Origin of the sequence: Paenibacillus sp. MER TA 81-3 (assembly GCF_023713585.1) — a bacterium.
GTDB lineage: Bacteria > Bacillota > Bacilli > Paenibacillales > Paenibacillaceae > Paenibacillus_B > Paenibacillus_B profundus.
This window is the reverse complement of the sequence record NZ_JAMAWB010000006.1, coordinates 85,794-112,322: the sequence shown is the minus strand read 5'-3', so window position 1 is coordinate 112,322 and position 26,529 is coordinate 85,794. Positions and strand designations below refer to the sequence as shown.

At 51.6% G+C, this 26,529-nt stretch carries 23 protein-coding genes and 1 riboswitch; of the genes, 4 read left to right on the top strand and 19 right to left on the bottom strand.

What is annotated here, in order from left to right; genetic code table 11:
* The first annotated feature begins 98 nt into the window (after positions 1–98).
* Complete coding sequence (gene mqnE, locus M3650_RS10095) at positions 99–1,205, top strand: aminofutalosine synthase MqnE (RefSeq protein ID WP_019423743.1); 1,107 nt, start codon at positions 99–101, stop codon at positions 1,203–1,205.
* Positions 1,206–1,390: 185 nt separating this feature from the next.
* Positions 1,391–2,464 (top strand): NAD(P)/FAD-dependent oxidoreductase, encoded by a 1,074-nt coding sequence (locus M3650_RS10090; RefSeq protein ID WP_251574388.1) that lies wholly within the window; start codon positions 1,391–1,393, stop codon positions 2,462–2,464.
* A 21-nt stretch (positions 2,465–2,485) separates the two neighbouring features.
* Here M3650_RS10090 and M3650_RS10085 read toward each other — a convergent pair whose 3' ends face one another.
* Entirely contained in the window at positions 2,486–2,740 is a 255-nt protein-coding gene (locus tag M3650_RS10085; RefSeq protein WP_019423745.1) for a YuzB family protein, read from the bottom strand.
* Positions 2,741–2,831: 91 nt separating this feature from the next.
* Between M3650_RS10085 and M3650_RS10080 the strand changes: the two genes are divergently transcribed.
* Positions 2,832–3,077, top strand: coding sequence for a NifU family protein (locus tag M3650_RS10080; RefSeq protein WP_019423746.1), 246 nt, complete (start codon positions 2,832–2,834; stop codon positions 3,075–3,077).
* A gap of 68 nt (positions 3,078–3,145) precedes the next feature.
* Here M3650_RS10080 and arcC read toward each other — a convergent pair whose 3' ends face one another.
* The 18 genes from arcC to M3650_RS09990 all read right to left on the bottom strand — a co-directional run bounded on the left by arcC (position 3,146) and on the right by M3650_RS09990 (position 26,106).
* Positions 3,146–4,081, bottom strand: a complete 936-nt coding sequence (gene arcC, locus M3650_RS10075) for a carbamate kinase (RefSeq protein WP_251574386.1) — start codon at positions 4,079–4,081, stop codon at positions 3,146–3,148.
* Positions 4,011–4,952, bottom strand: a complete 942-nt coding sequence (locus M3650_RS10070) for an oxamate carbamoyltransferase subunit AllH family protein (RefSeq protein ID WP_285848397.1) — start codon at positions 4,950–4,952, stop codon at positions 4,011–4,013. The genes arcC and M3650_RS10070 overlap by 71 nt, the downstream gene beginning before the upstream one ends.
* Before the next feature lie 37 nt (positions 4,953–4,989).
* Positions 4,990–6,249: a YlbE family protein gene (locus tag M3650_RS10065; RefSeq protein ID WP_251574384.1), complete on the bottom strand. Its 1,260-nt coding sequence runs from the start codon at positions 6,247–6,249 to the stop codon at positions 4,990–4,992.
* 78 nt (positions 6,250–6,327) lie between these two features.
* Complete coding sequence (gene fdrA, locus M3650_RS10060; RefSeq protein ID WP_251574382.1) at positions 6,328–8,088, bottom strand: acyl-CoA synthetase FdrA; 1,761 nt, start codon at positions 8,086–8,088, stop codon at positions 6,328–6,330.
* 57 nt (positions 8,089–8,145) lie between these two features.
* Positions 8,146–9,195 carry an ureidoglycolate dehydrogenase gene (gene allD / locus M3650_RS10055; protein WP_251574380.1) on the bottom strand — a complete coding sequence of 350 codons (1,050 nt, stop codon included), beginning with the start codon at positions 9,193–9,195 and terminating at the stop codon, positions 8,146–8,148.
* Between the two features lie 262 nt (positions 9,196–9,457).
* Entirely contained in the window at positions 9,458–10,225 is a 768-nt protein-coding gene (allE, locus tag M3650_RS10050) for a (S)-ureidoglycine aminohydrolase (RefSeq protein ID WP_251574379.1), read from the bottom strand.
* Positions 10,226–10,301: 76 nt separating this feature from the next.
* Positions 10,302–11,540: an MFS transporter gene (locus M3650_RS10045; protein ID WP_251574377.1), complete on the bottom strand. Its 1,239-nt coding sequence runs from the start codon at positions 11,538–11,540 to the stop codon at positions 10,302–10,304.
* A 52-nt stretch (positions 11,541–11,592) separates the two neighbouring features.
* The gene (allC, locus tag M3650_RS10040) at positions 11,593–12,825 is read right to left on the bottom strand and encodes an allantoate deiminase (protein ID WP_251574375.1); all 1,233 of its coding nucleotides are present in this window, start codon (positions 12,823–12,825) and stop codon (positions 11,593–11,595) included.
* A 274-nt stretch (positions 12,826–13,099) separates the two neighbouring features.
* Positions 13,100–14,791 (bottom strand): PucR family transcriptional regulator, encoded by a 1,692-nt coding sequence (locus M3650_RS10035; protein ID WP_251574367.1) that lies wholly within the window; start codon positions 14,789–14,791, stop codon positions 13,100–13,102.
* A 429-nt stretch (positions 14,792–15,220) separates the two neighbouring features.
* Complete coding sequence (locus tag M3650_RS10030) at positions 15,221–16,363, bottom strand: glycerate kinase (protein WP_251574365.1); 1,143 nt, start codon at positions 16,361–16,363, stop codon at positions 15,221–15,223.
* A gap of 48 nt (positions 16,364–16,411) precedes the next feature.
* Entirely contained in the window at positions 16,412–17,680 is a 1,269-nt protein-coding gene (locus M3650_RS10025; RefSeq protein ID WP_251574363.1) for a GntP family permease, read from the bottom strand.
* Between the two features lie 131 nt (positions 17,681–17,811).
* Positions 17,812–18,996 (bottom strand): sugar diacid recognition domain-containing protein, encoded by a 1,185-nt coding sequence (locus tag M3650_RS10020; protein WP_251574361.1) that lies wholly within the window; start codon positions 18,994–18,996, stop codon positions 17,812–17,814.
* Positions 18,997–19,122: 126 nt separating this feature from the next.
* Positions 19,123–19,848 carry an SDR family oxidoreductase gene (locus tag M3650_RS10015; RefSeq protein WP_051004543.1) on the bottom strand — a complete coding sequence of 242 codons (726 nt, stop codon included), beginning with the start codon at positions 19,846–19,848 and terminating at the stop codon, positions 19,123–19,125.
* A gap of 615 nt (positions 19,849–20,463) precedes the next feature.
* On the bottom strand, positions 20,464–21,303 hold the full coding sequence (locus M3650_RS10010) for a MetQ/NlpA family ABC transporter substrate-binding protein (RefSeq protein WP_251574359.1): 840 nt from the start codon (positions 21,301–21,303) through the stop codon (positions 20,464–20,466).
* Between the two features lie 128 nt (positions 21,304–21,431).
* A complete protein-coding gene (locus M3650_RS10005) occupies positions 21,432–22,097 on the bottom strand; it encodes a methionine ABC transporter permease (RefSeq protein WP_251574357.1) in 666 nt (221 codons plus the stop codon).
* A complete protein-coding gene (locus M3650_RS10000) occupies positions 22,097–23,122 on the bottom strand; it encodes a methionine ABC transporter ATP-binding protein (RefSeq protein ID WP_285848396.1) in 1,026 nt (341 codons plus the stop codon). Before M3650_RS10000 ends, M3650_RS10005 begins: the two co-directional genes overlap by 1 nt.
* Before the next feature lie 204 nt (positions 23,123–23,326).
* A riboswitch (SAM riboswitch) is annotated at positions 23,327–23,476 on the bottom strand.
* Between the two features lie 73 nt (positions 23,477–23,549).
* Entirely contained in the window at positions 23,550–24,251 is a 702-nt protein-coding gene (locus tag M3650_RS09995; protein ID WP_251574353.1) for a Cthe_2314 family HEPN domain-containing protein, read from the bottom strand.
* 70 nt (positions 24,252–24,321) lie between these two features.
* Positions 24,322–26,106, bottom strand: coding sequence for a UbiD family decarboxylase (locus M3650_RS09990; RefSeq protein WP_251574351.1), 1,785 nt, complete (start codon positions 26,104–26,106; stop codon positions 24,322–24,324).
* A 245-nt stretch (positions 26,107–26,351) separates the two neighbouring features.
* On the opposite strand from M3650_RS09990, the gene M3650_RS31910 reads away from it, so the two are divergent.
* Positions 26,352–26,483: a hypothetical protein gene (locus tag M3650_RS31910; RefSeq protein WP_019423766.1), complete on the top strand. Its 132-nt coding sequence runs from the start codon at positions 26,352–26,354 to the stop codon at positions 26,481–26,483.
* Positions 26,484–26,529 lie beyond the last annotated feature (46 nt).

Below are 26,529 nucleotides of genomic sequence, written 5' to 3'. Positions count from 1 at the left end.
GTTTGGAGACCGAAAACAAATACCGGACATGCTTCATAGTGTCATTCGCAATGTTGCCACTAGCAATGCAAGGCATGAATAACAAAGGAGGCCTGTGTATGACCACAGTCATGACACGACATGCGGATGCCCGCATGGCTGCAATCGCGGATAAAGTTGAACGCGGTGAACGTTTGACGCTGGAAGACGGCGTATATTTATACGAGACAGACGATTTGTTAACCTTAGGTCAATTGGCCAACCTTGCGAATCTGCGCAAGAACGGCAAAAAAGTGTATTTTATTGAAAATATGTCGCTCTACTTTACGAATGTCTGCGAAGCGCACTGCGCATTCTGCAACTTCCGCCGTGATCAAGGCGAAGACGGTTCGTACACGCTGTCCGGACAGGAAATGATTGACTTCGTTGATCAGCACATTCATCCTGACGTGCGTGAATTCCACATTGTAGGCGGACACAACACGCACGTTCCGTTCCAATACTATGTGGACTCCTTGCGTATCCTGAATCAGACTTATCCGAATGTGACGCTCAAGGCGTATACTGCCGCAGAAATTGATTTCTATACCCGCATCAGCGGCTTGAGCATTGAGGAAGTGCTGCGCCAATTGATGGATGCGGGACTTCAATCCTTGACGGGCGGCGGCGCTGAAATTTTGTCGGACGAGTACCGCAAGAAGATGCGTGTTGAGAAGGCCGGCGTAGACCGTTATCTGGAGGTGCACCGCACCGCGCACCAGCTCGGCATGAAGACACACACGACGATGCTGTACGGCGCAATCGAATCGCATGAAGATCGTGTAAGCCATATGATCAAAATTCGCGAACTGCAGGACGAGACGAACGGATTTCTCGTATTTATTCCGCTCTCCATGCAGCCGAAGAGCCCGAAGGCGAGCATTAAACGCCGCAACTCGGCGTACGAGGACTTGAAGACGATCGCGATTAGCCGTCTCATGTTGGATAACATTCAGCACATTAAAGCGTATTTCATTAATATCGGGACACAGCTTACCCAAGTGGCGCTCACTTTCGGCGCTTCGGACGTGCATGGCACTATCGTGAAGGAGCGAATCAGCCATGCGGCAGGCGCGCTCACTCCAGAAGGCTTGACACGCGATGAGCTGATCTGGCTGATCAAAGGGGCAGGCCGCATTCCGGTAGAGCGTGATACGTTCTATAACGAAGTGAAAGTGTACGAGTAATTACTAATTTTGATTTTTAGTGTGCAGAATTAGGATATAGAGATAGAGGAACCTGATGTCATTGTTGGATAGACAACGTAAGAATCGGCAACCTAGACAGACAGTGGGGCCATACGACGTACTCGCCGCTAGCGGCGGCACACATCTTTCTAACATATTCGGCATCATGGGGGGAAGTCGAAAGGATGAAACGATACGTCATTTTAGGAGGCGGCTACGGAGGTTTGGCCATCATCGGGCGTTTGCTTGAGGGCGAGCTGCCTTCTGATGTACAGCTTGTATTGGTTGACCGTATGCCCTATCAAGGTTTAAAGACAGAATACTATGCACTGGCTGCCGGGGCGGTGTCGGACATGGAGATTCGCGTTCAGTTCCCGAGCGATCCGCGTGTACACATCCATTATGGCAACGTGCAAGCGATTGACTTGGACGCGCAGCTTCTCCATTTCAGCAACGACGAGCCGCTCAGCTATGATCATCTGGTCATAGGACTCGGCTGTACTGACAAATACCATAATATTGAGGGTGCCGAGCAGTTCGGCAACAGCATTCAATCGCTTGCGAGCACAAGACGCACCTATCAGCTGTTGAATGACATTAAGCCTTACGGACAAGTCAACATTGTCGGCGGCGGTCTAAGTGGGGTTGAACTCGCTGCGGAACTGCGCGAGAGCCGAGCTGACTTGAACATACGCATTTTGGACCGCGGTGGGCGCGTGCTGTCCTCCTTCCCGGAGAAGCTCTCGCGCTTCGTGTCCGGCTGGTTCAATGAACGCGGGGTCGAGCTGCGTTCCCATGTTAACGTCAGCCGTTTGGAAGACGGCGTTATCTACAATCGCATCGATGATGGGGAAGAAGAAATTCATTCTCACGTGACCGTATGGACCGCAGGCATTCAACCAGTGGAAGCGGTGCAGAAGCTCATTGTACCGAAGGATCCACAAGGGCGAGTTATCATTAATCCGTACCATCAAATTCCGGATTATCCGAACGTGTATGTCGTCGGAGACTGTGCAAGCTTGCCCTTCTCTCCGAGCGCGCAAGCGGCGGGAGCCCAAGGCGAGCAGATTGCTGACGTCATGCGGGCGATGTGGCAGGGAAAAACGCCGAACCTTGGTAAAATTAAGCTGAAGGGTGTCCTCGGCGCACTCGGCAAGAAATCCGGATTCGGCGTTGTTGGCAAACGTGCCGTCGTTGGTTATGTGCCTCGTGTCATCAAAAGCGGAGTATTATGGATGTCCAAGCATCATAAAGGATAAACAAACAAGGGAGCAGCGACGTCAATCGACGTCCAACTGCTCCCATGCTTGTAGTTCTTCAATTTTTGCCATAATCTTATTATATAGCTCCTCAGCGGTTTCCGCTGCTACGATCTCTCCGTTGACATAAGCGAAAGGAAACATATAACATTCTCCACAATGGCCGAGACACCCATACTCCAGAACGTCATATTCTGGATTCTGTTCGAAGCGCTTCATAACGCTATCTGTTCCATGATGCATATTGTTGACGCAGAATTCTATGATCGGTCGCATTGACTTTATCCCCTTCTTTCATCTTGCGCCTTTGAATTCAGTTAGCTTTATAATATAATAAAAGCAGCATGGATGAAAGGAGTTGGCAAAGATGAGCGAAAATACACAAGTCGGCATGTACGACGAAGTGCTGGAAGTGTTAGATAAACTGCGCCCGTTTCTGCAACGTGACGGCGGCGACGTTGAATTGGTCGACGTTGAGGACGGTATCGTAAAACTGCGCTTGATGGGCGCTTGCGGCAGCTGCCCTAGCTCCACCATTACATTAAAAGCGGGTATCGAACGCGCTTTGGTGGAAGAAGTGGAAGGCGTTAAGGAAGTTGTTCAAGTATTTTAATTGAGAAGAGGCTGTATGCAAGCGGCAGGTTGCCGCTTGTTACAGCCTCTTTGTTTATACCGATGAGATTAGGAGATATGCGTCCCGGCTGTTCCTGTCAGAGCCAGAGCGGCATCTTCAAGTGAACATATAATGGCGTGTTTGCCCTGCTCCGCAAACGAAACGGCCGCCTCCATCTTCGGTCCCATACTGCCGGTGGAGAAATGCCCCTCCCCGACATACCGTCTCGCTTCACACGTACCGACATGTCCTAGCGCCTGCTGTTCAGGCTTTCCGTAATGAATAAACACATTCTTCACATCGGTCACCATCATAAAAATATCGGCGTTCGCTTCCTGGGCCAATTTGCGGCCGCTGCGGTCCTTGTCGATCACCGCTTCGACGCCTTTAATCGTGCCATCCGCTTCTTGGACAACGGGTATGCCGCCACCGCCGGAAGCAATGACAATCGCTCCGCTCTCGACAAGCTTCATAATTGTCTCTGACTCCAAAATGGATTGCGGCTGCGGAGAAGGAACGACGCGACGCCACCCCCGGCCCGCATCTTCCCGCATGTTCCAGCCCTTCTTCTGTATCATCTGCTTGGCTTCCTCTTCGCTGTAGAAGGTGCCGATAGGCTTAGTCGGATGCCGGAAGGCTTCATCTTCCTGAGACACCTGCGTTTGTGTCAGCACACTTACGACCTGCTGCGTCAATCCCCGCTTCCGCAGCTCATTCTTCAAGCATTGATCGAGCATGTAACCGATCATTCCTTGAGACTCCGCATTGCACACGTCTAGCGGAAATGGAGGGACGACCTCTTTCGCTTCTTCATTTTGCTGCAAAATCAATCCCACCTGCGGACCATTACCGTGCGTAATGACCACTTCGTAGCCCTTTTGTACGATATCGGCAATAATTTCGCTGCTGCTGCGTACATTTTCAAGCTGGTTCTCATAGGTTGCTTCTTGATGAGGCTGCAAAATGGCGTTGCCCCCCAATGCAATCACAACTCGTTCTGACATGTTCATACCTCCTTAGGGCCATGATGGCATTGGCGATCCCGAATGCCGTATCGATCCCGGAGCTGTGTCCGGTGTGCAGCAATTGTGCAAGCTTGGCTTGAAAATGAGATGTATCTTCCGTAAACATCGCGTTCAGTACATGGGTTACTTTGTCGCTGAAACGGCCATGCAGCGCATGGAGCAAATAAGCTTTGCTCACGTCCGTCGTGATGTCTTCTCTTTCCACAATATGACGCAAGGTGGTCAAAAACGCCGGATGAAAAGCTTGTGTCAACGTATGAACCGCCAACAATCCGACAAGAAAGTCGTCTCCCGATGGCGTCAGCCCTTTCCCGCGGCCGAGAAAATAGCGCAAATGCGACTCAATGACACGGACTTCGCCAGACAACAAGGCATCAAGCAGTTGTTCCGCATGCTGTACCGTGACGTACTGCGGGTCATCCGGCATATAATCATTCGCGAGAAAGCGGTCCCATTCCACATCGAGTCCGGTCGGCACGCCCCAAGAAAGACATGTTTCCATAAATGAACAGACGTGAAATAAATCACGATTCATCCGGTAACGCTCGGCACAGATTCCATAATGGAACGGCTCGGCTTGCGAAAGATCAAGCGTAAGCGGATATGTCGGATGATTGAATTGAATCATGTCTGGCGTTCCGGCAACTACTGCGTCATTGCGTCTGACATAGAAGCGCAGCCTTCTCACGCTCTCTTGTCCCATATGAATCCCGAATGGAAGTCTGCCGTTCTTCGTTGTCCCGACAAATACGAGCGCGTCTCCCATAGCCAAGTTGATTCCGTTCTCGAAGATGCTGTGGACGCGCCCGATCGGCCTCCGGGAGAGGAGTGCCGCAAGTTGAGCGTGCATCTCCTCCCCCATGAGACACGACGTATACAGCGGTGCGCTACAGAAGTCCGAGCTTGGACGCATAAGCTTCAAGCGCTTTCTCAAAGCATTCGACAGGCGGACGGACCGTACCGGCGCCAATCTGCCCCACCCCCGGCTCCTTGTGGGCGATACCGGTATTAATGACAGGTGTAATTCCTGTTTCCACTACCTTCCGGGCATCGATACCGAGGCAAATGCCACGGAAGTTCCAGGTCGGGACCGTAAAGTTCGGGTTCTGGTCGATTGAAATTTCGACCATTTCGTTGCTCGTTGCCAAGGCATCTTGAAATCCCCCGGCGCCGACAAACCGCGTAACGCCCGGCGCGGCAATCATTGCCATCCCTCCGACGCCGAATGTTTCCGTAATGGCGCTGTCGCCGATGTCCGGATTGGCGTCTGCTTGCGAATATCCGGTAAAGAAGAGCCCTTGCGGCGTGTTTACGGGTGCGGTAAACCATTCGTCTCCCATGCCGCTGATGCGGATTCCGAAGTCTCTTCCGTTCCGGCACATGGCGGTGACGACCGTGCCTGCTTCGATCGTGCGGGCGCCATCCATCACGGCCTTGGTCGCTGCCATCATAATGTTCAAGAAGAACTGATCGGTGTCCGCCAAAAATTTGATAACGTTCCGCATCTCTTGCTTATCCATATCGAGATTGACGATATAAGGGCTGATTTCTTTCAAAAAGACGAGCGAAGCGGCAATGTTGCGTTGATGGAATTCATCTCCCATCGTAATCGCCTTCGCGATCATGACGTTCAGGTTAAGTCCTTCCTTCGTCGCCTTGAGCGCCCGGGAAAGCACCGGACCAAGCACGTCCTTCATCCATGTCAAGCGGGTGACGACCTCTTCCGAATAGGCGCCGAAGCGCAGCACCTTGCCGATGCCTTCATTCATGATGCAGTAAGCCTCATTGCCTTCGGAACGGTTATTGACTACGAATACTGGCATATTTCCTGATGTGATTCCTCCCATAGGGCCGACTGCCTTGACATGGTGGCACGGGATGAAATGGATGTCGCCCCGTTCAAGCATGCCGCGGGCCTCCGTTTCATCCTTCGCCCAGCCCTCGAATAAAGCGGCGCCTACGCATGAGCCTTGCATCGGGCCCGTCATGTCCTTGTATGCTATCGGCGGACCCGCATGCAGCAGCATCTTGCCTTCCAACTCCGGAATGACGGTGCGTGCCGGCACCACATCGACGAGAAACGGCGTTCCTCCGGTAATTTTATCAATAACCGCCTGATTGGCTTCATCAATTGTCTGATATTTCATATGAGATTCCCTCCCGGCTGTTCATTCGCGACGTCGATAGTTCATCGTTGACGCGGTTAATTCGCAGTTGATTCACAGTTAATTCGTAAACCGGTAATCATTCAACTGGCTTAATATGCGCTGCATCTTTACGCTGCCGCCCGCAACCGGCCTCCAATCGTACTGGATCGCCTTGGCACCGCTTGCAGTAATGGCTTCCGTAAATTTCTGCAAACCCACGTTAATGACGGATGGCTTCCCTCCAAGCAGCGCTTCGACTGCGGCAGATGCAGAGAACCCTTCGGAGATAGTCGCTGCCGCTGGACGGTGCGCCTTCGGCACTTCTTCGAGGCCGAGCTTCATCATGGCTAGCACGGTGCGTACTGCTTGATTGTTGCTCTCTTTGACAAGTACGCCCGCCTGTTCGAACTTGCGCTTCTGCTCCTCATAAGACTGCGGATCTAGACGAGTGCCGCACAGAGCAGCCACAAAGTAGAGCTTGCGCCCCTCCGTCTGTGCCTTGGCTGCCGCTTTCTCGATAGCCGGCGCCAGCACACTCGCCATGTCGTCATGGCCACCGTACCCCAGTACGACGTCGAACAATATAACCGCCGTGGTTGGGTCTTGTGCAGCCTTCTCGATATGCTGAATCCGAGTAGCCGGATCGATCATTGGATGCGGCTTGCCTTGCGTGTACATATCGTCGCCCAAATCAACTATGGCATGACCGTTCGATTTGAGAACATAACCCGCTTCATGAATAAGCCCGTCCTTCAGTTGAAGCGCATCCGCGATGAGCATGGCCGCTTCGGCAGCCAATGTGCCGCCGGCATACAAGCCCTGAATCGAGGTCTGCCCCGGATTCAATGCTGCCTCCGGCACTTCGAGCGGTAAGCTATATAACGGTTTCACTGCGGCGCCTTTGGCCAGATCGACCGCAATCATCGCCGCTTCCTCCAACGTATAGGCTTGATAGACATTCCCTTCATGCGCGGCGGGTTTCTCTCCGAGGAAGAGCGTGACCACCGGCTTGGACAGCCCTTGCAGCTGGCCCATAACCTTATCGCGCACCGCCTTGGCCGGTGGCTTGGATACGATGACAATCACTTCGGTCCGGTCGTTGTGCGCCAGTCCGCAGATACCGTCCAGCATCGTAATCGCCCCGACGGTTTCTGAGAGGTCACGTCCTCCGGTACCAATCGCGTGACTGATGCCGCCGCCCATGCGGTCGATCAGCGTCGTCACCTCTTGAATGCCGGTGCCCGATGCGCCGACGATGCCGATATTGCCCGCTGTCACCCGGTTTGCGAAGGCGAGCGGAACGCCTGACAAAATACCCGTACCGCAATCGGGCCCCATCACGAGCAGCCCTTTTTCATGCGCCTTCCGTTTCAGACTCAACTCTTCTTCCACCGGCACATTGTCGCTGAAGATGAAGGCATGCAGACCATGATCGAGCGCTTTTCCCGCTTCTGCCGCCGCATATTGGCCTGGTACCGAAATGATGGCCAGATTAGCATCCGGGCTCTCCTTCAGTGCGCGCTCCCACGAGCGGACGCTCTCGATTGCGGACTGACTGCTGCTGACGGATTGGTCGCTTAAAAAGCTGTCAACGGCAGCGAGAATATGATCTAGCTTGCTTTGCGCCTCGGCATTGATGACAATGCACATGTCGTTGGCTCCAGCCTGCTCCAGCTCACCCGTATACAATCCGGAATTGCGCATAATATCCTTGTTGGCCGGCGTTCCCATCATGATGGACGCTTGCGTTACGCCTTCAAGCGCAGAAATATGATTGGTCAGAAGCATCAAATTGACTGAATCTTGATACGAATTTTTTTTAATGATCGTATGCAGCATTCTGGTTCACCTCTGGTTGTCCATTTTGATTGTAATGACATTCCCGTAATGCACGTGTTACGTGGCAAAGGGATCTTTATGATCGTAAGTGTTGTTATGAACGACATCGGACGCGAGATAGTCATATACCTCATCTACAATCTCAATGCCGTTAGCTTCGTTCTCCTGCTCGATCAGGTCATAGTTCTGCCCCGGGTAGAGAACGCGCTCGAAGCCAGGCGCTGGATTGATGCCGTTCAGATCACGCATCGTCTTCGAAATGTTGCGCCGGAATATTTCTAAATCGGTAAAAAAGGACGGGTCAAGCACAATATGAAGCTGTCCCAGATTCCGGCCCTCGGTCAGATCGTGGTACATTGAGCTGACCTGATTGCCGAATGGCAGACCGAGCAGAATGCCGGACAGCACATCGACCATCATCATCAATCCGTACCCTTTCGGGCCTGCAATCGGAAGCAGCGCGTGCACTTGAAACGGATCACTCGTCCTCACGCCGCGTTCATCCACCGCCCACGTATCCGGAATCGTCTCGTGCTTCGAACGGGCGTGTAGAATCTTCCCCCAAGCTTGGACGGTAGTCGCCATATCGAAGGTCATGATCGTGCTTCCTTCGCCAGGAGCGGCGAAGGCAATCGGGTTCGTGCCGTAGTAGGGTTCGGCCCCTCCAAAAGGCACGACCATCGGATCGGATTGGCAGACAGAGATGCCAATTAGCCCTTCCCGCGCCGCTTGCTGCACATAATAGGACAGCGATCCGCTATGCCCGATTTGTCTTACCCCAACCACGGCAACGCCATGTTCCTTGGCAATATTAACTGCCTCTTCCATTGCCTGCTTAGCCGCGACATGCCCAGCGCCGTTATCCCCATCGAACACGGCGGAGCACGGCCCTGTCTTCTTGAACGTAAAGCGAGGATTTACGTTCGTTCCACCTTTCGCAATACGTTCCGCATAATATTCGACCCGCATGGCGCCGTGCGAGTGGACGCCGCGGACATCAGCATGAACGAGCACGTCCGCCACTACATCCGCATGATCGGCAGACAATCCGGCACGGGACAATTTTGTTCGGATAAGCTCATGCAGTTTCTGTTTGGTTACTCTCATGTCAATTCCCTCTTTGCATGTATTCCGCCTTCTGCCTGCTGCTGGACCGAGCTAGGTCTGGCCAGCAGCAGGAAGCGGTTGATCCATCTCGCCTACAGGGGCCCCTTTTGATCACGAAGCGTTTTAGGAAATCATTCGACATCGAATCTTGCATTCACTCTCGAAGACCGGTGCTCATGTGGTCTCGCCCACACTGCGCTCCTCCTTCTTCGAGTTCTTGCAACCTTCTCGGTGCTGAAAAGGGGCCTTTTTGAACATGCACTTACAAGGAGGCATCCCGGTTACAATCTTTGGAATACAAGTAGGCGAACGATTCTCTGCCTACAGCGTAGGTCGCTTGCGGCACGTAAGGACCCATGTACAAGTAATCCCCTTTTTTAATCGGAATCCATTCATTGTCCAGATTGTAGACGCCTTCACCGGATAGCATAATCGCCCCGTGCTCTTGATAATGCGTCTCCACAAACGGATGGCAGCCGCCCGGCTCAAACGACAAAATATGAAAATTCATATCGAACGCGAGGTCAGTTGGAAGCAAGTCCTTCAGCTTGACATTCGTCATGCCGTCATAATCAATCGCCTCAATATCGTGCACGTTCCCTGCAACGACCCATGGGGTATGGGTATTCCCTTCAAGCGGCGTATATTTTTGCTTGTACAAAAACAATCGCGTGACTTCAGCCAACTCGTTCTCCAAGTACAGCTTCACGCCCGGCGGACAGTACAAGTAACCGCCTTCCTTCAGTGAGAATGACTCTTTATTAGCGGAAGCCTTCACCTGTCCTTCCATACAGTACACGAATGTTTCCACGCCATCTTCGCCGAAACCTTGTGCATTATTGCCCCCCTCGTGCATCGTCACCACATAATCGACGAATTTGGCGCCAAGTCGCGGGGAGGCCAATATCGTCACATCGCATTGTTCAAAGCCAGGTACGATATTTTTGACCAATCCTTCTGGCGGAATTAAGGCGAAGTTGCCGCGTTTGATAATGGAACGGCTCGATAACAAATCTTGCGGATAACCCATGTTTCACACTCTCCTTTTTCTAATGAACCCATTTGCATTACGAATTTTAGAATATTAGATTTTGAGAACAGAAGTATCAAGACGTCTTAGGCGTCTTCTTCACATTAGCCAGCAGCATAACCGCCGCCCCGACGACAATGATGATGGTTGCCAGATAGAAGCCCAATACCTTGCTGCCCGTCGCATCAGATATGAGACCGGTGACGAACGGAGCTACGACCGATGACATCATGCCGAAAAAGTTGAAGAAACCGAACGTCGTCCCGATCCCTTGCTTCGGCGCGATATCCGCCACATACGAGATTAAGAGAGGCTCAACGGCCAGCTTGCCGAGAAAGCCGTACAGAATCAGACAGATGATGAGCAAGGTGTTCGTATTAACTGAAACGGTCAAATATAACATGACTGCCGCCAGCAGTTCCAAAATAATGATGAACGTAATCTTCTTGTGCATGAACTTGTCGGACAGCCGGCTGAAGAGCAAGGCGCCTGGTACGGCGCTGAACGCAACCAGAGCGGCTGCAAAGCCGATAGCTGTCCCATGAAAGCCCCGTTCTTCCTGCAGATAAGACGGAAGCCATGTAACAATCATGTAATAGCCATAGCAAGTCGCAAAATAAAGCACATAGGAGGCAACCATCTTCGGATTGGCTAACAGCCGCTTCAATGTCGCCTTATCCTCGACATTCTCCTCCGTATCCGCCGCTGCCGCTTTGGATTGCACCGTGTTCTTCTTGATGTTCTTGACGAATACCAGCATTAAGATGAACGCCAAACCTGCCGTAATAAAGAGCAGCACCCGCCAATCCCAGCCGGCATCCTTCACAAGGAAGCTTGAACCGATGAGGCCGATGGCCATACCAATGGCGGAACCGCTGTTAATGATAGCCGTGGAAATGCCCCGCTTCTCCTTCGGGATCGTCTCCGACGAGATGGAATATGCCGGACCGTAGTACGTGCCTTGTCCTAACCCCGTAATGAAGCTCGCTACCAAAATGAACATGAGCGAGGTGGAGAACCCGACGAGAACAGCCCCGACGGCAAACAGGATAAATCCCGGAATGATTATCGTCTTTCGTCCGAACCTGTCCGCCAGCAACCCCGACGGAATTTGCATCATCGTATAGGCGAAGAAGAACACACTGAAGATGAGGCCCATGCTCGCGTCTGATGTAACATTCAAATCACGTTGAATTTCGGGAAGAATCGGATTCAAGATGGTGCGGTAAATCCAAATGACCGTCCATCCGAGACAAAGCATAACGATGACTTTTTTCCAATATTCCCACTTTCCCTGTTCGCTTGCGTCCCTCACATTACCCACTCTCCTCAGCGCAAATCGATTTGTGCCTGTCTTTCGTTGCCAATCATGCTTGGTACGCCAACTCATACAGCGCATGGGTCAAAGCTTGTATGCCGTCTGCAAGCTGCTCCGGACTGGTGTACTCTTCCGGATTGTGACTGATCCCCTTGCGGCTTGGAACGAACAGCATCGCCGTAGGCACAAACTTCGCCATAATCTGAGAATCGTGTCCTGCTCCGCTGTGCATCGATTTGAACGGAATGTTGTGTTCCCGGCATTGCCGTTCCAATACATCGAGAATCCGGTTGTTCATCGGAACGGGATCCTCATCCATCCACATTTCTATGTTCAACTCCACCCCGATTTTTCTCGCGGTCCGTTTCATCAACTCTGTCACTTCGTCGGAGAATCGGATCAGTTCCGCTTTGTCCGTATGACGGATATCCAAGGTGAATAACGCTTTGCCCGGCACGACATTAACCACGTTCGGCTTCACTTCAATCTTTCCTACCGTCGTCACAAGCGGATCACCATGCGCTTGCGCTTGATCCAGAATTTGTTGAATCATCCGGCCCGCCGCATGAACGGCGTCTTTGCGGTATCCCATTGGCGTCGTTCCGGCATGGTTGGCTTCTCCGGAGATTTCGACGGTAAAGCGCCGCTGGCCGACAATGCTGTGAACAACGCCGACCGACAGGCCTTCGTGTTCCAACACGCTGCCCTGCTCAATATGCAGTTCGACAAACGCTTTAATATCGGTGCGTGGTTCCGCCGATCCATCGCGGAAGCGGAATCCCGCTTGCTCCATCGCTTCCGTGAAAGGCACGCCATTGAAGTCGGCGATGTCTTGGACATCCTCCTTTTTCGCCACGCCCATAAGATTTTTGCTCCCCCAGAACGTATAAGGAAACCGGCTGCCTTCTTCTTCCGCAAACGATACCACTTCCAACGTGCGCAGCGGTTGACCATACTGCCGCTTCAAGGCCCGCATCGCCATCAAAGCGGCGATGATTCCGTATTGCCCGTCATACTTCCCGCCGTTGCGCACCGTATCCACATGGGAACCGCTCATAATCGTTTCATCGGGGTGTTGGCTTCCTTCCAACCGTCCGTACAAATTGCCAATCTCATCGTAATAAGTGGTGAACCCTTCCTCTTGCATGTACTGCTCCAATGCTTTCTGTGCAGCCGTCCATTCCTTGGAATACAGCAGGCGCGAGACGCCTCCATCCGGGTCATTGCCGAACTGGCTCAGCCACTCGACAAGGCGAATGGTTTCCGTTTGGATATTTTCCATAATTGTATCTGTCCTTTCTGTAAGATGTGTGCATTATCCAAGCGGGATAAACGGCGTTCCGCTTATCCGTGGCGCAACCATTTATGGCCGTTTTTGCTTGCAACTTGATTGTAAACGCTTTAAAAAGGAATAACATCGAGGCATCTCGATAAAAAACATCCCTTTTTTTTATCCAAACAGGATAAAAAAGATCAACAAAAAAACTCCGTCCCATGAGAGCGGTTTTGCCCTCATGAAGCGGAGCCTGAATGTCAAAGGCCATATTGTTCCGTGATCACACGCCTGCTTGCTCTGTTTGTAAAGATAGAGGCCTATCGCCAAGCAGGACGAGAATTTTCAACCCGACCTGCACAGACAGCATCTCATCCGGGTCATCCATATCAATACCGGTAATCTCCTTAATGCGTTCAATTCGGTAGGTCACGGTCTTATAGTGGACGTACAGATCCTCTGCTGTTTTGGCAGCGTTTTGATGGTGCTGTAAAAACGTTTGCAGCGTCTTGATTAAATCTTCCCGGTTCGGCTGTTTGTAGGCGAGCAATTTTTTTAACGAAGGCGGAATAAATTTCGCAAGCTCGTCAGCATCCTCGATTTGACAGAGTAATCGGTATATGCCCAAATCCGAAAAAGCCGCAATCGCGGATTTGCCCTTAATCATCGTCCCTAGCTGTAAAGCATCCTGGGCTTCCTTATAGCTTCTGGGCAACTCGGATATCTCATAGGCCGCATTTCCGATGCCAACCTGCAAATCAAGATGCTGTACACGCTTGCAAATCGTTTGCTGGATGCTCTTAGCCGCCTCTTTAATCGTGCGCACGCAGGCTAATTTATCCCCGTGAGCGCTTTCAACATTCCATAACACAATAAGTTGATCGCTCCGGTTCCGGATGGTGCCTTCCGGAAGCTCCTGCTGAATTAATTCATGAAGCATGCGGTGATAAGGATTGTGGTAACCGTACAGGTCCATCTCCTTCTCATTGCAAGCATCCATGCTCCGCAGACGGAACAGCACGACGACATAGGTCTTGTTCAAATCCCAGCCGATCAAATTGGCCCGCTGGTATACGCTCTGCAGCGATTCAATCTTAGCGTGCAGCAAATCATCGATTAAATCATCTTTGAATTTCATTTCCACTTCTGCCACGGCGTATTGCTTGACGAGCTCAAGCGATAAGGAGGTGGCCGCGTTCTCAATCGCAACGAAATCAAGCGCTTCCACTGTTTTGCACGTCTCATGGATAACGAGATGGATCTTGATATGATTCACCGTTTCAACCGGAATAACAAAATGGTCGCACGTTCTGCCGCCCCATTCTGGATAGATGGCACGCTGCCGATAATAAGGAAATTCCGTATCCATCCGGGCAGCATCTGCTTCCTCGCGTTCCAGTACCTCATACTGCACCAAATGCGGATCGGTCGCCGATATGGAACAGAAGTTCCGGTCGTACAGGGTGACGGGATTTCCAATCAACCTTTTGAGGGAATTGATAATGTTCCCCGATCCTTTATTAGCAAGTGTAAGTGCAATAAATCGATCGTGAACTTCCTTGAAATACCTGAGCTTGATCACTTGGTTGTTAAAGAGAGATTCCATAACCGGATACATGATCTCACGATAAGGAACTTCTTTCGGAATTTGAATGACGGGCAGATGGTGCGTCTCCGAAGCTTGAATGATGCCGGAAGGGATGTCGTGAACAAACCTGCCCGTTTTTATAATTAAAGCGCTTACTTTTTTCTCGGATAACTGTGCCATGAAGTCTTGCTGCTCGCTATGATTGTATGATTGCAGCGGATATAGACTGCTCAGCAGCAATTCCCCCCCGTTAATCCACTCCGCAATATCCGGAGCCTCAATAATTGTTACTCCGCGAATCGGATTGTTCAGGCCCTGCTTGCCGCTGACTACAAACGCTTGCTTCAATGTATCAATTTGAAACAAATCTTTTACCCTGAATTCCATCATTTCCCGCTCCTATCGATGTAGAGGTAGATTAGTCGAGCAAAGAAAGAAACAAGCCAACTCCCCTATTCCCTTGAGAATGAGGTGGTTCAGACCGTATTGTTCGTTAAAAAATTGGAGTTGTCTTCTATTAAGAGTAACGTAAGTCAGCATGAAATTCATCATTTTCGGCAACTGCGCCATGAAATTTTTGTGACCGAAATTAAAATAACTATAGGCTTGAAATCCTCCCCAAAAGCAATAAATAGTGATGAGAAAACCTCTATCGAGACATTTCTAAGATGAGCGACCGCGTTTAAAGGTTGGTTTTAACGCCATAAGGAATATTTGGTTTCACATTTTCGCTTACAGAACTTAATCATTCCTTAATGGTCAAAAAAGAGGCGGCCCCTTCCAAAAAGGAAGCATCCGCCTCATATCACCATGGTATTACGCTAGATTGCTGCCGCACTTTAACGCCATAGCAATGTTGCGTGCCGTCTGTTCCATATTGCCAGCGGCTTGTCTCATCGCATCGTCCAAGCTGCATACGCCAGGCACGATCGTAAACACCATGTCAATGCCATGCTCATGCACGACTTCATGTCCATCCGACAGCGTGCCCGCGAGGCCGATGACCGGCACCCCGTATAGCTTGGCCGTCTTGGCGACCCCCATCGGCGTCTTGCCGTAAATCGTCTGACTGTCAATTCGGCCTTCACCCGTAATGACGAGATCCGCGTCCCTCACCTGCGAAGCAAGTCCTGTCGCTTCGATGACGATGTCAACGCCCCGCTTCAGCTCTGCTCCCAAGAAAGCCAGCACGCCAGCGCCAAGCCCTCCGGCAGCTCCTGCACCTGGAATCTGTTCCACGTCGCTCCCCAAATATTCCTTAATCATAGCGGCATAATGGACGAGATTGTCGTCCAACTGCCGCACCATGTCCGCTCCAGCACCTTTTTGGGGACCGAATACGGCCGAAGCGCCTCTCTCTCCGGTTAGCGGGTTATCCACATCACACGCCGCCACGAAAGTAACTTGCTTCAGCCGTGGATCGGCTTCACTCATATCGATGCGGGCAATACACTGCAGCTCTCCGCCGCCTTGGCCGATGTCGAAGCCATCTTCGGCAAGCAGCCGCACCCCAAGCGCCTGTGCCATCCCCGCGCCGCCGTCGTTCGTAGCGCTGCCGCCGAGGCCGAGAATAATCGTGCTCACTCCCTCGTTCAACGCCGACACAATGAGCTCCCCCGTCCCGCGCGTCGTCGTCACTAGCGGATTGCGCAGCTCCTGCGGTACAAGCGCCAGGCCCGATGCCGCCGCCATCTCGATAATCGCCGTCTTGCCGTCGCCAAGCATGCCATAGAACGCTTTCACAGGCGTGCCGAGCGGTCCCGTCACTTCACAATGAATCAATCGTCCTCCTGTTGCATCCACCAAAGACTGCACCGTGCCTTCCCCGCCGTCAGCCATCGGCACCTTTACAACTTCCGCATCGGGAAATACCTTGCGCCATCCCTTCTCTATAGCATGACATGCCTCTAATGCGGATAAGCTCTCTTTAAATGAGTCTGGAGCAATAATAACCTTCATTCTCTCCACTCCCTCCCTATCAACCTTTACAGAACCGTTCAGATCTTGTTACAGGAACCAACCGAACACGCCAAACACCAACGTCGATACAATGGCCAGTACCAGACCGATTAATGTTTCATACGGGATAAGACGCAGGCGTTCCTTCATCGCCATATTGACGCTGCCACCCGTTGCGTGGAAGAAGCTGCCGTGCGGCATATGGTCAAAGACGGTCGCCCCGGCGTGAATCATCGCTGCGGCCCCTAAGGAAGCAACGCCGAGCTCCATAATCGTCGAGCCGAACACTGAGCTCGCTACCGCTGTTCCTGCAGTCGTCGAAGCCGTAGCCAATGACATTAACGCACCGCTTATCGGCGCAAGCAAGTAAGCCGGCAAGCCGGAAGAAGCCAGACTGTCGATAATCACGTTCTTCAATTGCGAATTGGATATAATGCCAGCCAGCGTGCCCGTGCCGAGCAGCATGACAGCCACGCCGGTCATCTTGCCCAAGCCCGATATTGCATATTGGTTAATCTGCTTAAGGCGGCCCATGCACAGGGCACCGACTAAGCCGCCGACCGGCAAGGCGATAATCGGATCAATGACCCAGCCCGCCAACGGACGAAGCGACAATAGAGCAATGGCCGTTATCGGAGCCATCATCGCTGCAAGAAAGCTTGGAAGCTGCTGCTCCCCATTATCCACACTTTCTTGTGCCGCAATCTTCGTACCTTTATTGGACAACCGCTTCGCAATCATATAAGTGACGAAGAGTCCGATCAAGGCCGGTACAATCCCTGCCATCATCATCGATGTCAACGGAATGTTGAACGCCTCCGCCGCCGAGATCGCGTTCGGATTCGGCGACATAATGTTGCCGGCCTTACCGCCGCCAATCATGGCGAGCAGTATCGCCATGCGGGACAAGTCCGCGCGCTGCGCAATCGCCAGCGCAATCGGCGCTACCGTAATGACCGCGACGTCAATGAATACGCCGACCGCCGTCAGCACCATCGTCGCGAACGCCAGCGCGAACAGCGCGCGTGTCTCGCCGACCTTGCGGACTAACGTTTCGGCAATCGTCTTCGCGCCGCCCGATTCAATTAGGACTCCGGCAAGCATACCGGCTGCCAGGATGCGCAGCACGGCCGGAATCATCCCCTTCGCGCCATCCATCATCAAGTTCACAGAATCAACCAACCCGATTCCGCCAACAATCCCACCGGCAAGCGCCCCAATCATCATGCCATAGGCTGGCGGGACTTTACGCAATATAAGCACAATGGCCACGACCAATGCCGTCAAAGCACCGAGTACAGATACAGATACGTCCATAGTTCAATCCCCCTAAGGTGTGGTAGCAATTCTTTGTACTATTACTGTACCTGTAATCTGAAAGCGCTTCATCATGCACAAAAATGAAATACAGCGCTTTAATGAACGTGTTTTTTGTTCAAATGCACAATTCAATTCTGCCCTTTCCAGACGTTGTCTGTTTCCGGCTCTTTCTCTTCCAGTGCGCTCAACCAGCGGGCCGTCATCAGGGTATATAAGTCGCGAAAACGTTTCGGATCTTTGCCAGCCACATCATGAATACGCTGCAGACGGTAACGAAGCGTATTACGGTGAATCGCTAACCGCTCTGCTACGCGCTGCTGTTCGCCATTCTCCTCATAGTAAGCCTGCAATGTCTGCTGCAGCTCTCCGCTCTTATCCTCCTGCACAAACCCCCGCCACAACTGATGCAGCTCTTCCACAACCCAAGAAGGCTTCACGTTGGCTGATACCGTCTCGTTCGGCATATCTTCGCCATAGTATACCGTCTGATCGGGGAGAATCGCTTGCCCTGCCCGCATTGTATCTTGGGCGGAACGGTATGAAGCGATCATCCCATCGATGCCTGAGTAAGCTTTGCCAACGGCAATGCAGAGCGGCGCGATCTGCTTGTCCTCCAGCAGCCTGCGAATTTGCCCGATGCCTTCGCAAATGTCGGTGTTGGGCTGTCTCGGATGGAGATGGGGCTTAAATAGCACGATTTGATGCGTATTGCGAATGGCGATTAAGTCGATGGTTGGCCGTCCCTCCAGCAATTCCACCACCCGCTTGAGCGTAGGCAGCGAATCGGCGTCATGCGCGCCTCTCAGCTCCATAATGCACGCGACCCGCGCCTTATCCGGATGGAAGCCAATCCGTTCCGCCTGAATTCGCAGCATTGCAGTATCCTTCCTGTCCGCATGAATGACGGACAGGAGAAAATCTTCCTTCATCCGCTTGTCCCATTGGGCCTTTTCCAACAGATCGGCTTGCTCCAGATACATTTCCGCTGTCATTTTCACTAATTCTCCGTACTTTGTCACCTCGTTCGGATCACCCGTAATGCCAATGACCCCAACGACTTCGCCTTGGAATTGAATGGCCAAGTTCGTGCCAGGCAGCACCCCCTGCAGCTTGCGGGCGCTTTCCTTATCAATTTCAAATCGTCCCTTCCGCTCGATCGCAATGAGCGCCCCTTCATGCTTCTGATATAAGCGCGAACGGTCGCCGGAACCGATAATTCGTCCTCGTTCATCCATGACGTTCACATTATAATGAATAACCTGCATCGTGCGTGTTACAATTTCCTGCGCCAATTCTTTCGTAAGTCGGCTCATCCTTGTCTACCACCTATCTATGTCAATAACGATATGAAAAAACGCCCTCCATCCGATAAGATCGACGACTCACGTCCTTACCGAAATGGGGGCATTAAGATTACGTTATGTATCATCATTCCACGCTCACATCAAGCTGCCAATGTTGGCCCGTATCGGGTCAAGCCCGCCGGATACATTCATAATGTTGCCGGTTATAAAATCCGATCGTTCCTCACATAGAAAGCGGATCACCCGGGTTACGTCTTCACCGGTTCCCGGACGGCCGCGCGGCGTTTCCTCATCCTTAACGTCCTGCACCTCATCGATGCGCCGCTCTTTATTATCACCTCGGATATCTCCAGGGCAAATCATATTTACCGTAATGCCGTGCGGGGCTTCTTCCACGGCAAGCGTCTTCGTAAAGGAGACGAGTCCGACCTTGGCCGCGGCATATACGGCACGATGCGGCCATGAGCGCGCTTCTCCAGCATGTCCGAATCCGTAATGAATGATTCGTCCCCAGCCTTTGCGCCGCATCGAATCAAGCAGCAGATGATCGAGCAGTATGACACCCGTCAAGTTTCCGTTTAACAAATATAAAATCTCTTCTTCCGTGTAATCAGCAAACAAACGGCGCTCCCGTATAAACGGTCCGGCATTGTTTACGACAATGTCGGCGGGACCCATCTCATCCTTCATCGTATATACTAGCCGTTTAATTTCGTCCATTTTTGAAATATCGGCTTGAATGGCACTACAACGGACACCCTTCGCTTCAATTTCCAGCTTCAGCTTCGCCGCTTCCTCTATACTATGCACGTAGTTCAAGACGATATCGTGTCCGGCATCGGCTAACGTCATGGCCGCCATCTTGCCAAGGCCCTTGGCGCTCCCCGTAATCAGGGCAATCTTACGCTGCTGTTCCAACGTCGCAATCCTCCTCCCGGCGCTTCAAAGAACATCCATGTCCAGTATAGATTATTTATGAGGGGAGAACAACAGAACCCAATTATCGGACCGGATCGTCATCCTGAATCGAGGTAAGCAGCTCCACCCTTTTGCTTCATTCTCCCCTTCCATCAGGAAGCGGCACAACCAATTGCCACTCTGATTCACTCTCATCGTGATCGGCCTCGTTATGGATGGTACCTATACGATGCGTCATGTCCCTTATCCTCCACGTTATCCCTCCTGACTGTATGGGAGCTTGAAGCTAAGAGCATCGTAATGCTCCGTTCGTGCAGTGACGCGCTCTGACTGACTGTACGGGAGAATGGAGCTAAGGGCCATTGCACAGAAGCCACAACATGTTCTCGTTTGAAAAGGAAGGGGGGCTGCCATTCTGAATGAAGGGGAGATCGAGGCAAGGGATGGAACAGGCTCCAACAATGTAAAAAAGCCTTGGCGTCAAGGCTGCTCATCTTTTCAATGAATATGCCGTAAAGCGCCAAGGCTATGCGAGTATGTTCCATTCAACTGCAATAATTAGAACGCTGGAACGATCGCTCCTTTATATTTGTCCTCGATGAATTTCTTCACGTTGTCGGATTGAAGCGCGGCAACCAATTTTTTAATTGCTTCGCTGTCTTTGTTATCTTCACGTGCCGTCAAAATGTTTGCATACGGTGAATCTTTATCTTCGATGAACAGCGCATCCTTCGTCGGATTCAATTCAGCTTGCAGTGCATAGTTCGTGTTGATGAGCGCCATATCGACTTCATCCAACGCACGCGGCAGCATTGCGGCTTCCAGCTCTTTGAACTTCAGATTTTTCGGATTGTCTGCAACGTCGCGAGCTGTCGCTTCAAGGCCTGTGCCCTCTTTCAGCTTAATGATGCCTTGTTTCTCAAGCAAAAGCAAGGAACGTCCACCATTTGTCGCATCATTAGGAATAGCGACCGTAGCACCGTCTTGCAGCTCATCGACGGATTTAATTTTTTTGGAGTACGCGCCGAACGGCTCCACATGCACGTTACCGACGCTAACCAGCTTGTAGCCCTTCGTATTCACTTCGTTGTCCATGTATGGCTTATGCTGGAAGAAGTTCGCATCAAGCTGCTTCTCATGCACCTGTACGTTCGGTTGAACATAGTCGGTAAATTCCTTGATTTCCAATTCAATGCCTTGATCCTTCAACAGCGGCTTGATATGATTCAAAATTTCTGCGTGCGGAACCGGAGATGCGCCGACGACCACTTTCGTCGTTTCGCCACCCGCATTGTCTGAGGCGTTCGTTGCATTGTTGTCTGCCGCCGGCTTGCTACCGCATGCGGCCAGCACCATTACTAACGTTACGAGAGTCAATACATAAGTCCACTTTTTCATTGCCAACACCTTCTCCTTCCAAACTGCCCCAATTGAATTTTTTGTATTTATGAGGTTGTTCAAAATCCTCTTAACCTTTTTGAACACTCACTATATGTTGAAGCTCCAAAGAGCGGGCTTCCCAAACCTTATTTGCGGGTAAACTTGCGCACCAACGCATCGCCAATCCACTGCAGCACCTGCACGAGCAGCACCATCACGACAATCGATACAATCATCACTTCGAATTCGTAACGGTGATAGCCGTAGCGAATAGCCAGATCCCCTAGACCGCCACCGCCAATCATTCCTGACATGGCCGTATAAGTGACCAGCGTAACCGCCGTAATCGTCGTGCCGGCAATAAGTCCAGGCATCGCTTCCGGGAGCAGCACCTTGCGCACAATTTGCCATGTCGATGCCCCCATCGCTTGCGCTGCCTCGATGACGCCGCGATCCACTTCTCTTAGCGACGTTTCGACCAGACGGGCGAAGAACGGAGCAGCCGCGATGACGAGCGGCGGTATTGTTCCTTCCACACCTATCGAAGTCCCTATAATAATCCGGGTAAGCGGGATAATGGCAATCATCAAAATAACAAACGGCACCGAGCGTAGAATATTGACGATAAATGACACCACCGCGTACACCGGCTTGGCCGCTGCCCCATTCGATTTGCCCGTCAAGTAAAGCAATACGCCGAGCGGAAGTCCGATAATGAAGGTGAACAATACGGAAAAGAGCATCATCGTCAGCGTATCGGTCGTGGCCGTGCTTACTTCTTCCCAGTTCACTGTAGAGAAATCAAGCTTCATTATGCAATCACCTCCACTTCCAAGCCTTTATCCCGCAACGACAGGAGCGACTGTTCCACGGCCGTCTTCTCTCCGTCAAGTCTTACGACCAACTGGCCGTATGGAACGTCCTTCATGCGCGAGATCGTACCTTGCAGAATGGCGAAGCTGACACCGGCTGCAGTCAATACTTGATGGAGCACCGGCGCGTACGTCACGTCGCCCAAATAATTGATCTTCACCACGCGGGAATGTTCGGTCGCCTGCGTCTTGAAAGCTGCCCAAGGCTGGAGCTCCGCATCATTGCGCTCTTCTAGAATAAACTCACGCGTCACCGGATGCTGCGGCTTCAGAAATACGTCGATGACCTTACCCTGTTCCGCAATTGCACCGGCATGAATAACGGCGACGCGGTCGCATATCGCTTGGATGACGTGCATTTCGTGCGTGATGAGCACAATCGTAATGCCGAACTTGCGGTTAATATCGAGCAACAGGTCAAGTATCGCGTTGGTCGTCTGCGGATCGAGCGCCGAAGTCGCTTCGTCACACAACAGTACCTTCGGATCGTTAGCCAAAGCTCGTGCGATGCCAACCCGCTGCTTCTGTCCGCCGGATAATTGCGCCGGATATTTATCGCGGTGCTCCTCCAGTCCGACGAGACGGATTAAATCATCCACCTTCGCCTGCACTTTTTCTTTCGGTGTGTGTGCAAGCTGCAGCGGAAAGGCGATATTGTCAAATACCGTCGCAGATGACAGCAGATTAAAATGCTGAAAAATCATGCCTATCTTGCGGCGCTGCTGCTGCAGTCCTCCCTGCGTCAGCTTCGTCAGCTCGACACCGTCAACGATCACCGTTCCAGATGTCGGCCGTTCCAGCAGATTAATGCTGCGCAGCAAGGTGCTCTTGCCTGCCCCGGAGTGGCCGATAATGCCGAAAATTTCGCCATCCGCCACTGTCAGGCTTACATCGTTCAGCGCTAGCGGTCCGCTTGCTTTGCCTCTCGCATCATATTGTTTGCTTATATGTTCCAAACGAATCAATGGAATCGTCACCTTCCTTTATGCATCGCGTATGCATGATGCATACGCGTTATTGGCTGTCAGCTTATTCATAATCGGACAGCTCATGAAAGTATTATACAGGATTATATATAAAAAGCCCCCTCTTGGCAGATGCCAAAAGGGGGCTACGTCGATTCGCTGTCTCTTGCAGTTGAAACTGGCGGTTGTTCGCAACTCTCCCTTTTCTTATCTGCCAGAACCGTCACGTTCTGAAGGAATTAGCACCATTGACATCTTGCAAGCATATAACGCACCGAAGCGTCATATTGACCGGGTTGCAAGATCGGTTGCCGGGCTTCACAGGGCCTGTCCCTCCGCCACTCTTGATAAGAAAACGGTTATGAAATTTAAATTGAGTATAATCCAGCATTTGAAAGTTGTCAATTAACTTTTTTTACCTTACGTTTCATTTTTCCAGTTTGCACAATTCCTCAAAGGCGATCAGCAACGTTTTGCATGCCATATGGAAACCATCCTGTAAATCCTGCAAATTCGCTTGGATATCCTCCAGCTTGATTTTATCGCTTAAGCTGCGGTGGCGCTGCCATAAATCATCCTGCATTTCCGCATTCATATGGTGAATTTCCGTATTGCGGCGCTTGCGGAGACGCTGAAGAGCATCGCCGTACTGATCTTTCAAGGCGGTTAACCGTTCGGCCAAGCGCGGATGGCTGCCTTTGAACCGGATTTGACGCAGAACCGTGAAGTAAGAAAAACGATGCTTCACCTTCTCCGTCTCTAATTGCAGCACCGTGTTCAGGAGCGTACCGAGCTTGTCCAAAATGGAGAAGACGCGAATGAATCCGTTCTTGTAGAAATAGACATGCCGATAGTAATCATCCAGTTCCTCATCGTCCATCTCCGCTTGATATCGCTTCGTTACGCGCTCCGCAAACTTATCGGAAGCATAAACGCTTTGTTCTAGCTCATCCAAGGATGTCTTTAACCCGACGGTCCAGACTTCAATTTTGCGCCAATAGTGCTCCGGATCGCCCTGCTTGTCCATTTGCTTGCGCACAACGTTCAAGTAGCGCTCCATCAACACCATGGCTTCCTGCAATTCTCCTTCGTCCTGACGGGGCGGTTCACCGAACAGAATGCGCAGCATAGAACTCCTCCTTGTCGATACTAGCACGTGAATGGATCCGTGATTATAAGAGGTCCCGTTCAACAACCGCTTATAGTCCGTTCGGGAAATAGTCTTTCCAACGTTGGTCAACCTGTTGCACGATATCTTCACGCGGGAACAATTCGTCTGGGTAACCCGGCTTCATGCGCGCATCGATGACAATCGGTAATTTATAGGCAAGATGGTGATTGCGGACTTCCATTCCCGCGTATATATCAGATGCAGGGTTAAATCGCGTAAATACCGTCCATAGAAACGGAAGCTGTCCGTTCGCGACTTGGGCATCATCCACTAAGAACACAAGCGGCCATTTCGTCTCTTTCTCCGTGAGACGCGCCAATACGCGTTCCGCCAGCTGCGGCTCTGCCTCATACGAAGCGCCGGCTACTGTCAAGCAGCCGCGGCAAAAGACAGCGACATCATGAATCTCGCCAATTTCGCCCTCCTCGTACGTATGCGGCAGTTCCCGCACTGGATCGCCTACGCCAAGCAGAATGCCTTTGCTGCCATGGTTCAGCTTATGCCCGGTATAATCGAGCGTATCGTGCGACGTGTTATTCATCACATACAAGTCGCTCTCTGGCTTAAATCGCTCGAGCACCGCTTCGGTCAGCTCAGCAAAGTTCTCTAGGTCAACGGGCTGATCCGTCAGCATGAGGAACTTCGTCAAGCTGAGCTGGCCTTCACCGAGAATGCGGAAGCCGGACAGAAGCGCTTCACGTGAATAGCTTTCGCGCACGACGGCGGCGGCCAAGGAATGGACGCCCGTTTCTGGATATGGATGCACCTTGCGCACCGTCGGCATGACGAGCGGGAACGCCGGGGACAACAGCCTTACCAAATATTCGCCCAAGTAATAGTCCTCTTGACGAGGCTTGCCTACAACCGTCGCCGGATAGATCGCATCCTTGCGGTGATACATCTGCTTCACATTAAGCACCGGGAACTCGTGCGCCCATGAGTAATAGCCGTAATGGTCACCGAACGGCCCTTCCATGCGGCGGACATGCGGCGGCACATAGCCTTGAATTACGAAATCCGCTTCAGCCGGAATACGGTGTCCTTCAAAGCCGCTGTCTACGACTGGAAGGCGTTCGCCCATCACGAACGAGGTCATCAACAGCTCGGGCAGCTTCTCAGGAAGCGGTGCAATGGCTGCTGCAATGAGTGCAGGAGGTCCGCCGACAACTACAGATACTGGAAGCGCTTCATTGCGCATTTCCGCCTCATGATGATGAAAACCGCCGCCTTTTTGAATTTGCCAGTGCATGCCAGTCGTCTCTTCATCGTATATTTGAATGCGATACATGCCGAGGTTATGATCGCTTCCTTTATGTAAGGGATGCTCGGTATAGACGAGTGGAAGCGTAATGAACGGGCCACCGTCCAATTGCCAGCTCGTTAAAGCAGGAAGACCTTGCATCGGCTTATCCGTACGCTTCACTCCCATAATCGGCGCTTGCGTCGGCGTAACTTCCTTCATGCCCACCTTCGTCAAGCCGAGCAAATCCTTCACTAGGCCGCGCTCTTCCCACAACTTCTTCGGCGACGGCGGCATCAAGCGGTGAATCGCCTCGATGCACTTGTTCGCAAACTGCTCTGGACGCGGTCCGAAAGCAAGATCGACCCGCCGCATCGTTCCGAACAGATTGGTCGCGACCGGAAAAGGACTGCCCTTCACATTTGTAAATAAAAGGGCAGGACCGCCTTCAGCGATAACGCGTCTGTGAATTTCGGCAATCTCTAAATACGGATCAACTTCCGTCTCGATCACTGCCAAATCATTCTCTCGCTTTAGCATGTGGATGAAATCACGAATATTAGAAAAAGACAATACGAGCCCTCCTTGAAATGTTCCGTTATCGTTTGGGTTGACGTTTCTTACATATAAATTACATGTAAATTACATGTTTCCTCTATAAGTATATCTGTTTTTCATCCGAACCTAAAGCGTGCCTGTTAGACAACTTACGACATTGTAAGCTAGGCGTAAGTTGATTCCATGGTACCTGTCGTCCGTCTCCGATACAATAAAGACATCAAATGAAACGCAAACCACAATTGAGGAGGTAGATGTTCATGAAAAACAATCAAATGGCAGTACGTAAACCTTGGAATGTTCGTTGGTTAGCCGCAGCCAAAGCAGCTGCTTCAGTCGTCCTGTTCGGCACGCACGCCAATGAAACCCGCAACATGCAAGAAGGAGCGTAAAAAGAATGACTGAAGCAATTGATAACCTTTCATTTCCCAATAAAAG

Excerpts from the sequence above, each read along its gene's own strand:
- mqnE (WP_019423743.1), top strand. The coding sequence starts at position 99 with ATGACCACAGTCATGACACGACATGCGGATGCCCGCATGGCTGCAATC.
- M3650_RS10090 (WP_251574388.1), top strand. The coding sequence starts at position 1,391 with ATGAAACGATACGTCATTTTAGGAGGCGGCTACGGAGGTTTGGCCATC.
- M3650_RS10085 (WP_019423745.1), bottom strand. The coding sequence starts at position 2,740 with ATGCGACCGATCATAGAATTCTGCGTCAACAATATGCATCATGGAACA.
- M3650_RS10080 (WP_019423746.1), top strand. The coding sequence starts at position 2,832 with ATGAGCGAAAATACACAAGTCGGCATGTACGACGAAGTGCTGGAAGTG.
- arcC (WP_251574386.1), bottom strand. The coding sequence starts at position 4,081 with ATGTCAGAACGAGTTGTGATTGCATTGGGGGGCAACGCCATTTTGCAG.
- M3650_RS10070 (WP_285848397.1), bottom strand. The coding sequence starts at position 4,952 with ATGCACGCTCAACTTGCGGCACTCCTCTCCCGGAGGCCGATCGGGCGC.
- M3650_RS10065 (WP_251574384.1), bottom strand. The coding sequence starts at position 6,249 with ATGAAATATCAGACAATTGATGAAGCCAATCAGGCGGTTATTGATAAA.
- fdrA (WP_251574382.1), bottom strand. The coding sequence starts at position 8,088 with ATGCTGCATACGATCATTAAAAAAAATTCGTATCAAGATTCAGTCAAT.
- allD (WP_251574380.1), bottom strand. The coding sequence starts at position 9,195 with ATGAGAGTAACCAAACAGAAACTGCATGAGCTTATCCGAACAAAATTG.
- allE (WP_251574379.1), bottom strand. The coding sequence starts at position 10,225 with ATGGGTTATCCGCAAGATTTGTTATCGAGCCGTTCCATTATCAAACGC.
- allC (WP_251574375.1), bottom strand. The coding sequence starts at position 12,825 with ATGGAAAATATCCAAACGGAAACCATTCGCCTTGTCGAGTGGCTGAGC.
- M3650_RS10035 (WP_251574367.1), bottom strand. The coding sequence starts at position 14,791 with ATGGAATTCAGGGTAAAAGATTTGTTTCAAATTGATACATTGAAGCAA.
- M3650_RS10030 (WP_251574365.1), bottom strand. The coding sequence starts at position 16,363 with ATGAAGGTTATTATTGCTCCAGACTCATTTAAAGAGAGCTTATCCGCA.
- M3650_RS10025 (WP_251574363.1), bottom strand. The coding sequence starts at position 17,680 with ATGGACGTATCTGTATCTGTACTCGGTGCTTTGACGGCATTGGTCGTG.
- M3650_RS10020 (WP_251574361.1), bottom strand. The coding sequence starts at position 18,996 with ATGAGCCGACTTACGAAAGAATTGGCGCAGGAAATTGTAACACGCACG.
- M3650_RS10015 (WP_051004543.1), bottom strand. The coding sequence starts at position 19,848 with ATGGCGGCCATGACGTTAGCCGATGCCGGACACGATATCGTCTTGAAC.
- M3650_RS10010 (WP_251574359.1), bottom strand. The coding sequence starts at position 21,303 with ATGAAAAAGTGGACTTATGTATTGACTCTCGTAACGTTAGTAATGGTG.
- M3650_RS10005 (WP_251574357.1), bottom strand. The coding sequence starts at position 22,097 with ATGAAGCTTGATTTCTCTACAGTGAACTGGGAAGAAGTAAGCACGGCC.
- M3650_RS09995 (WP_251574353.1), bottom strand. The coding sequence starts at position 24,251 with ATGCTGCGCATTCTGTTCGGTGAACCGCCCCGTCAGGACGAAGGAGAA.
- M3650_RS31910 (WP_019423766.1), top strand. The coding sequence starts at position 26,352 with ATGAAAAACAATCAAATGGCAGTACGTAAACCTTGGAATGTTCGTTGG.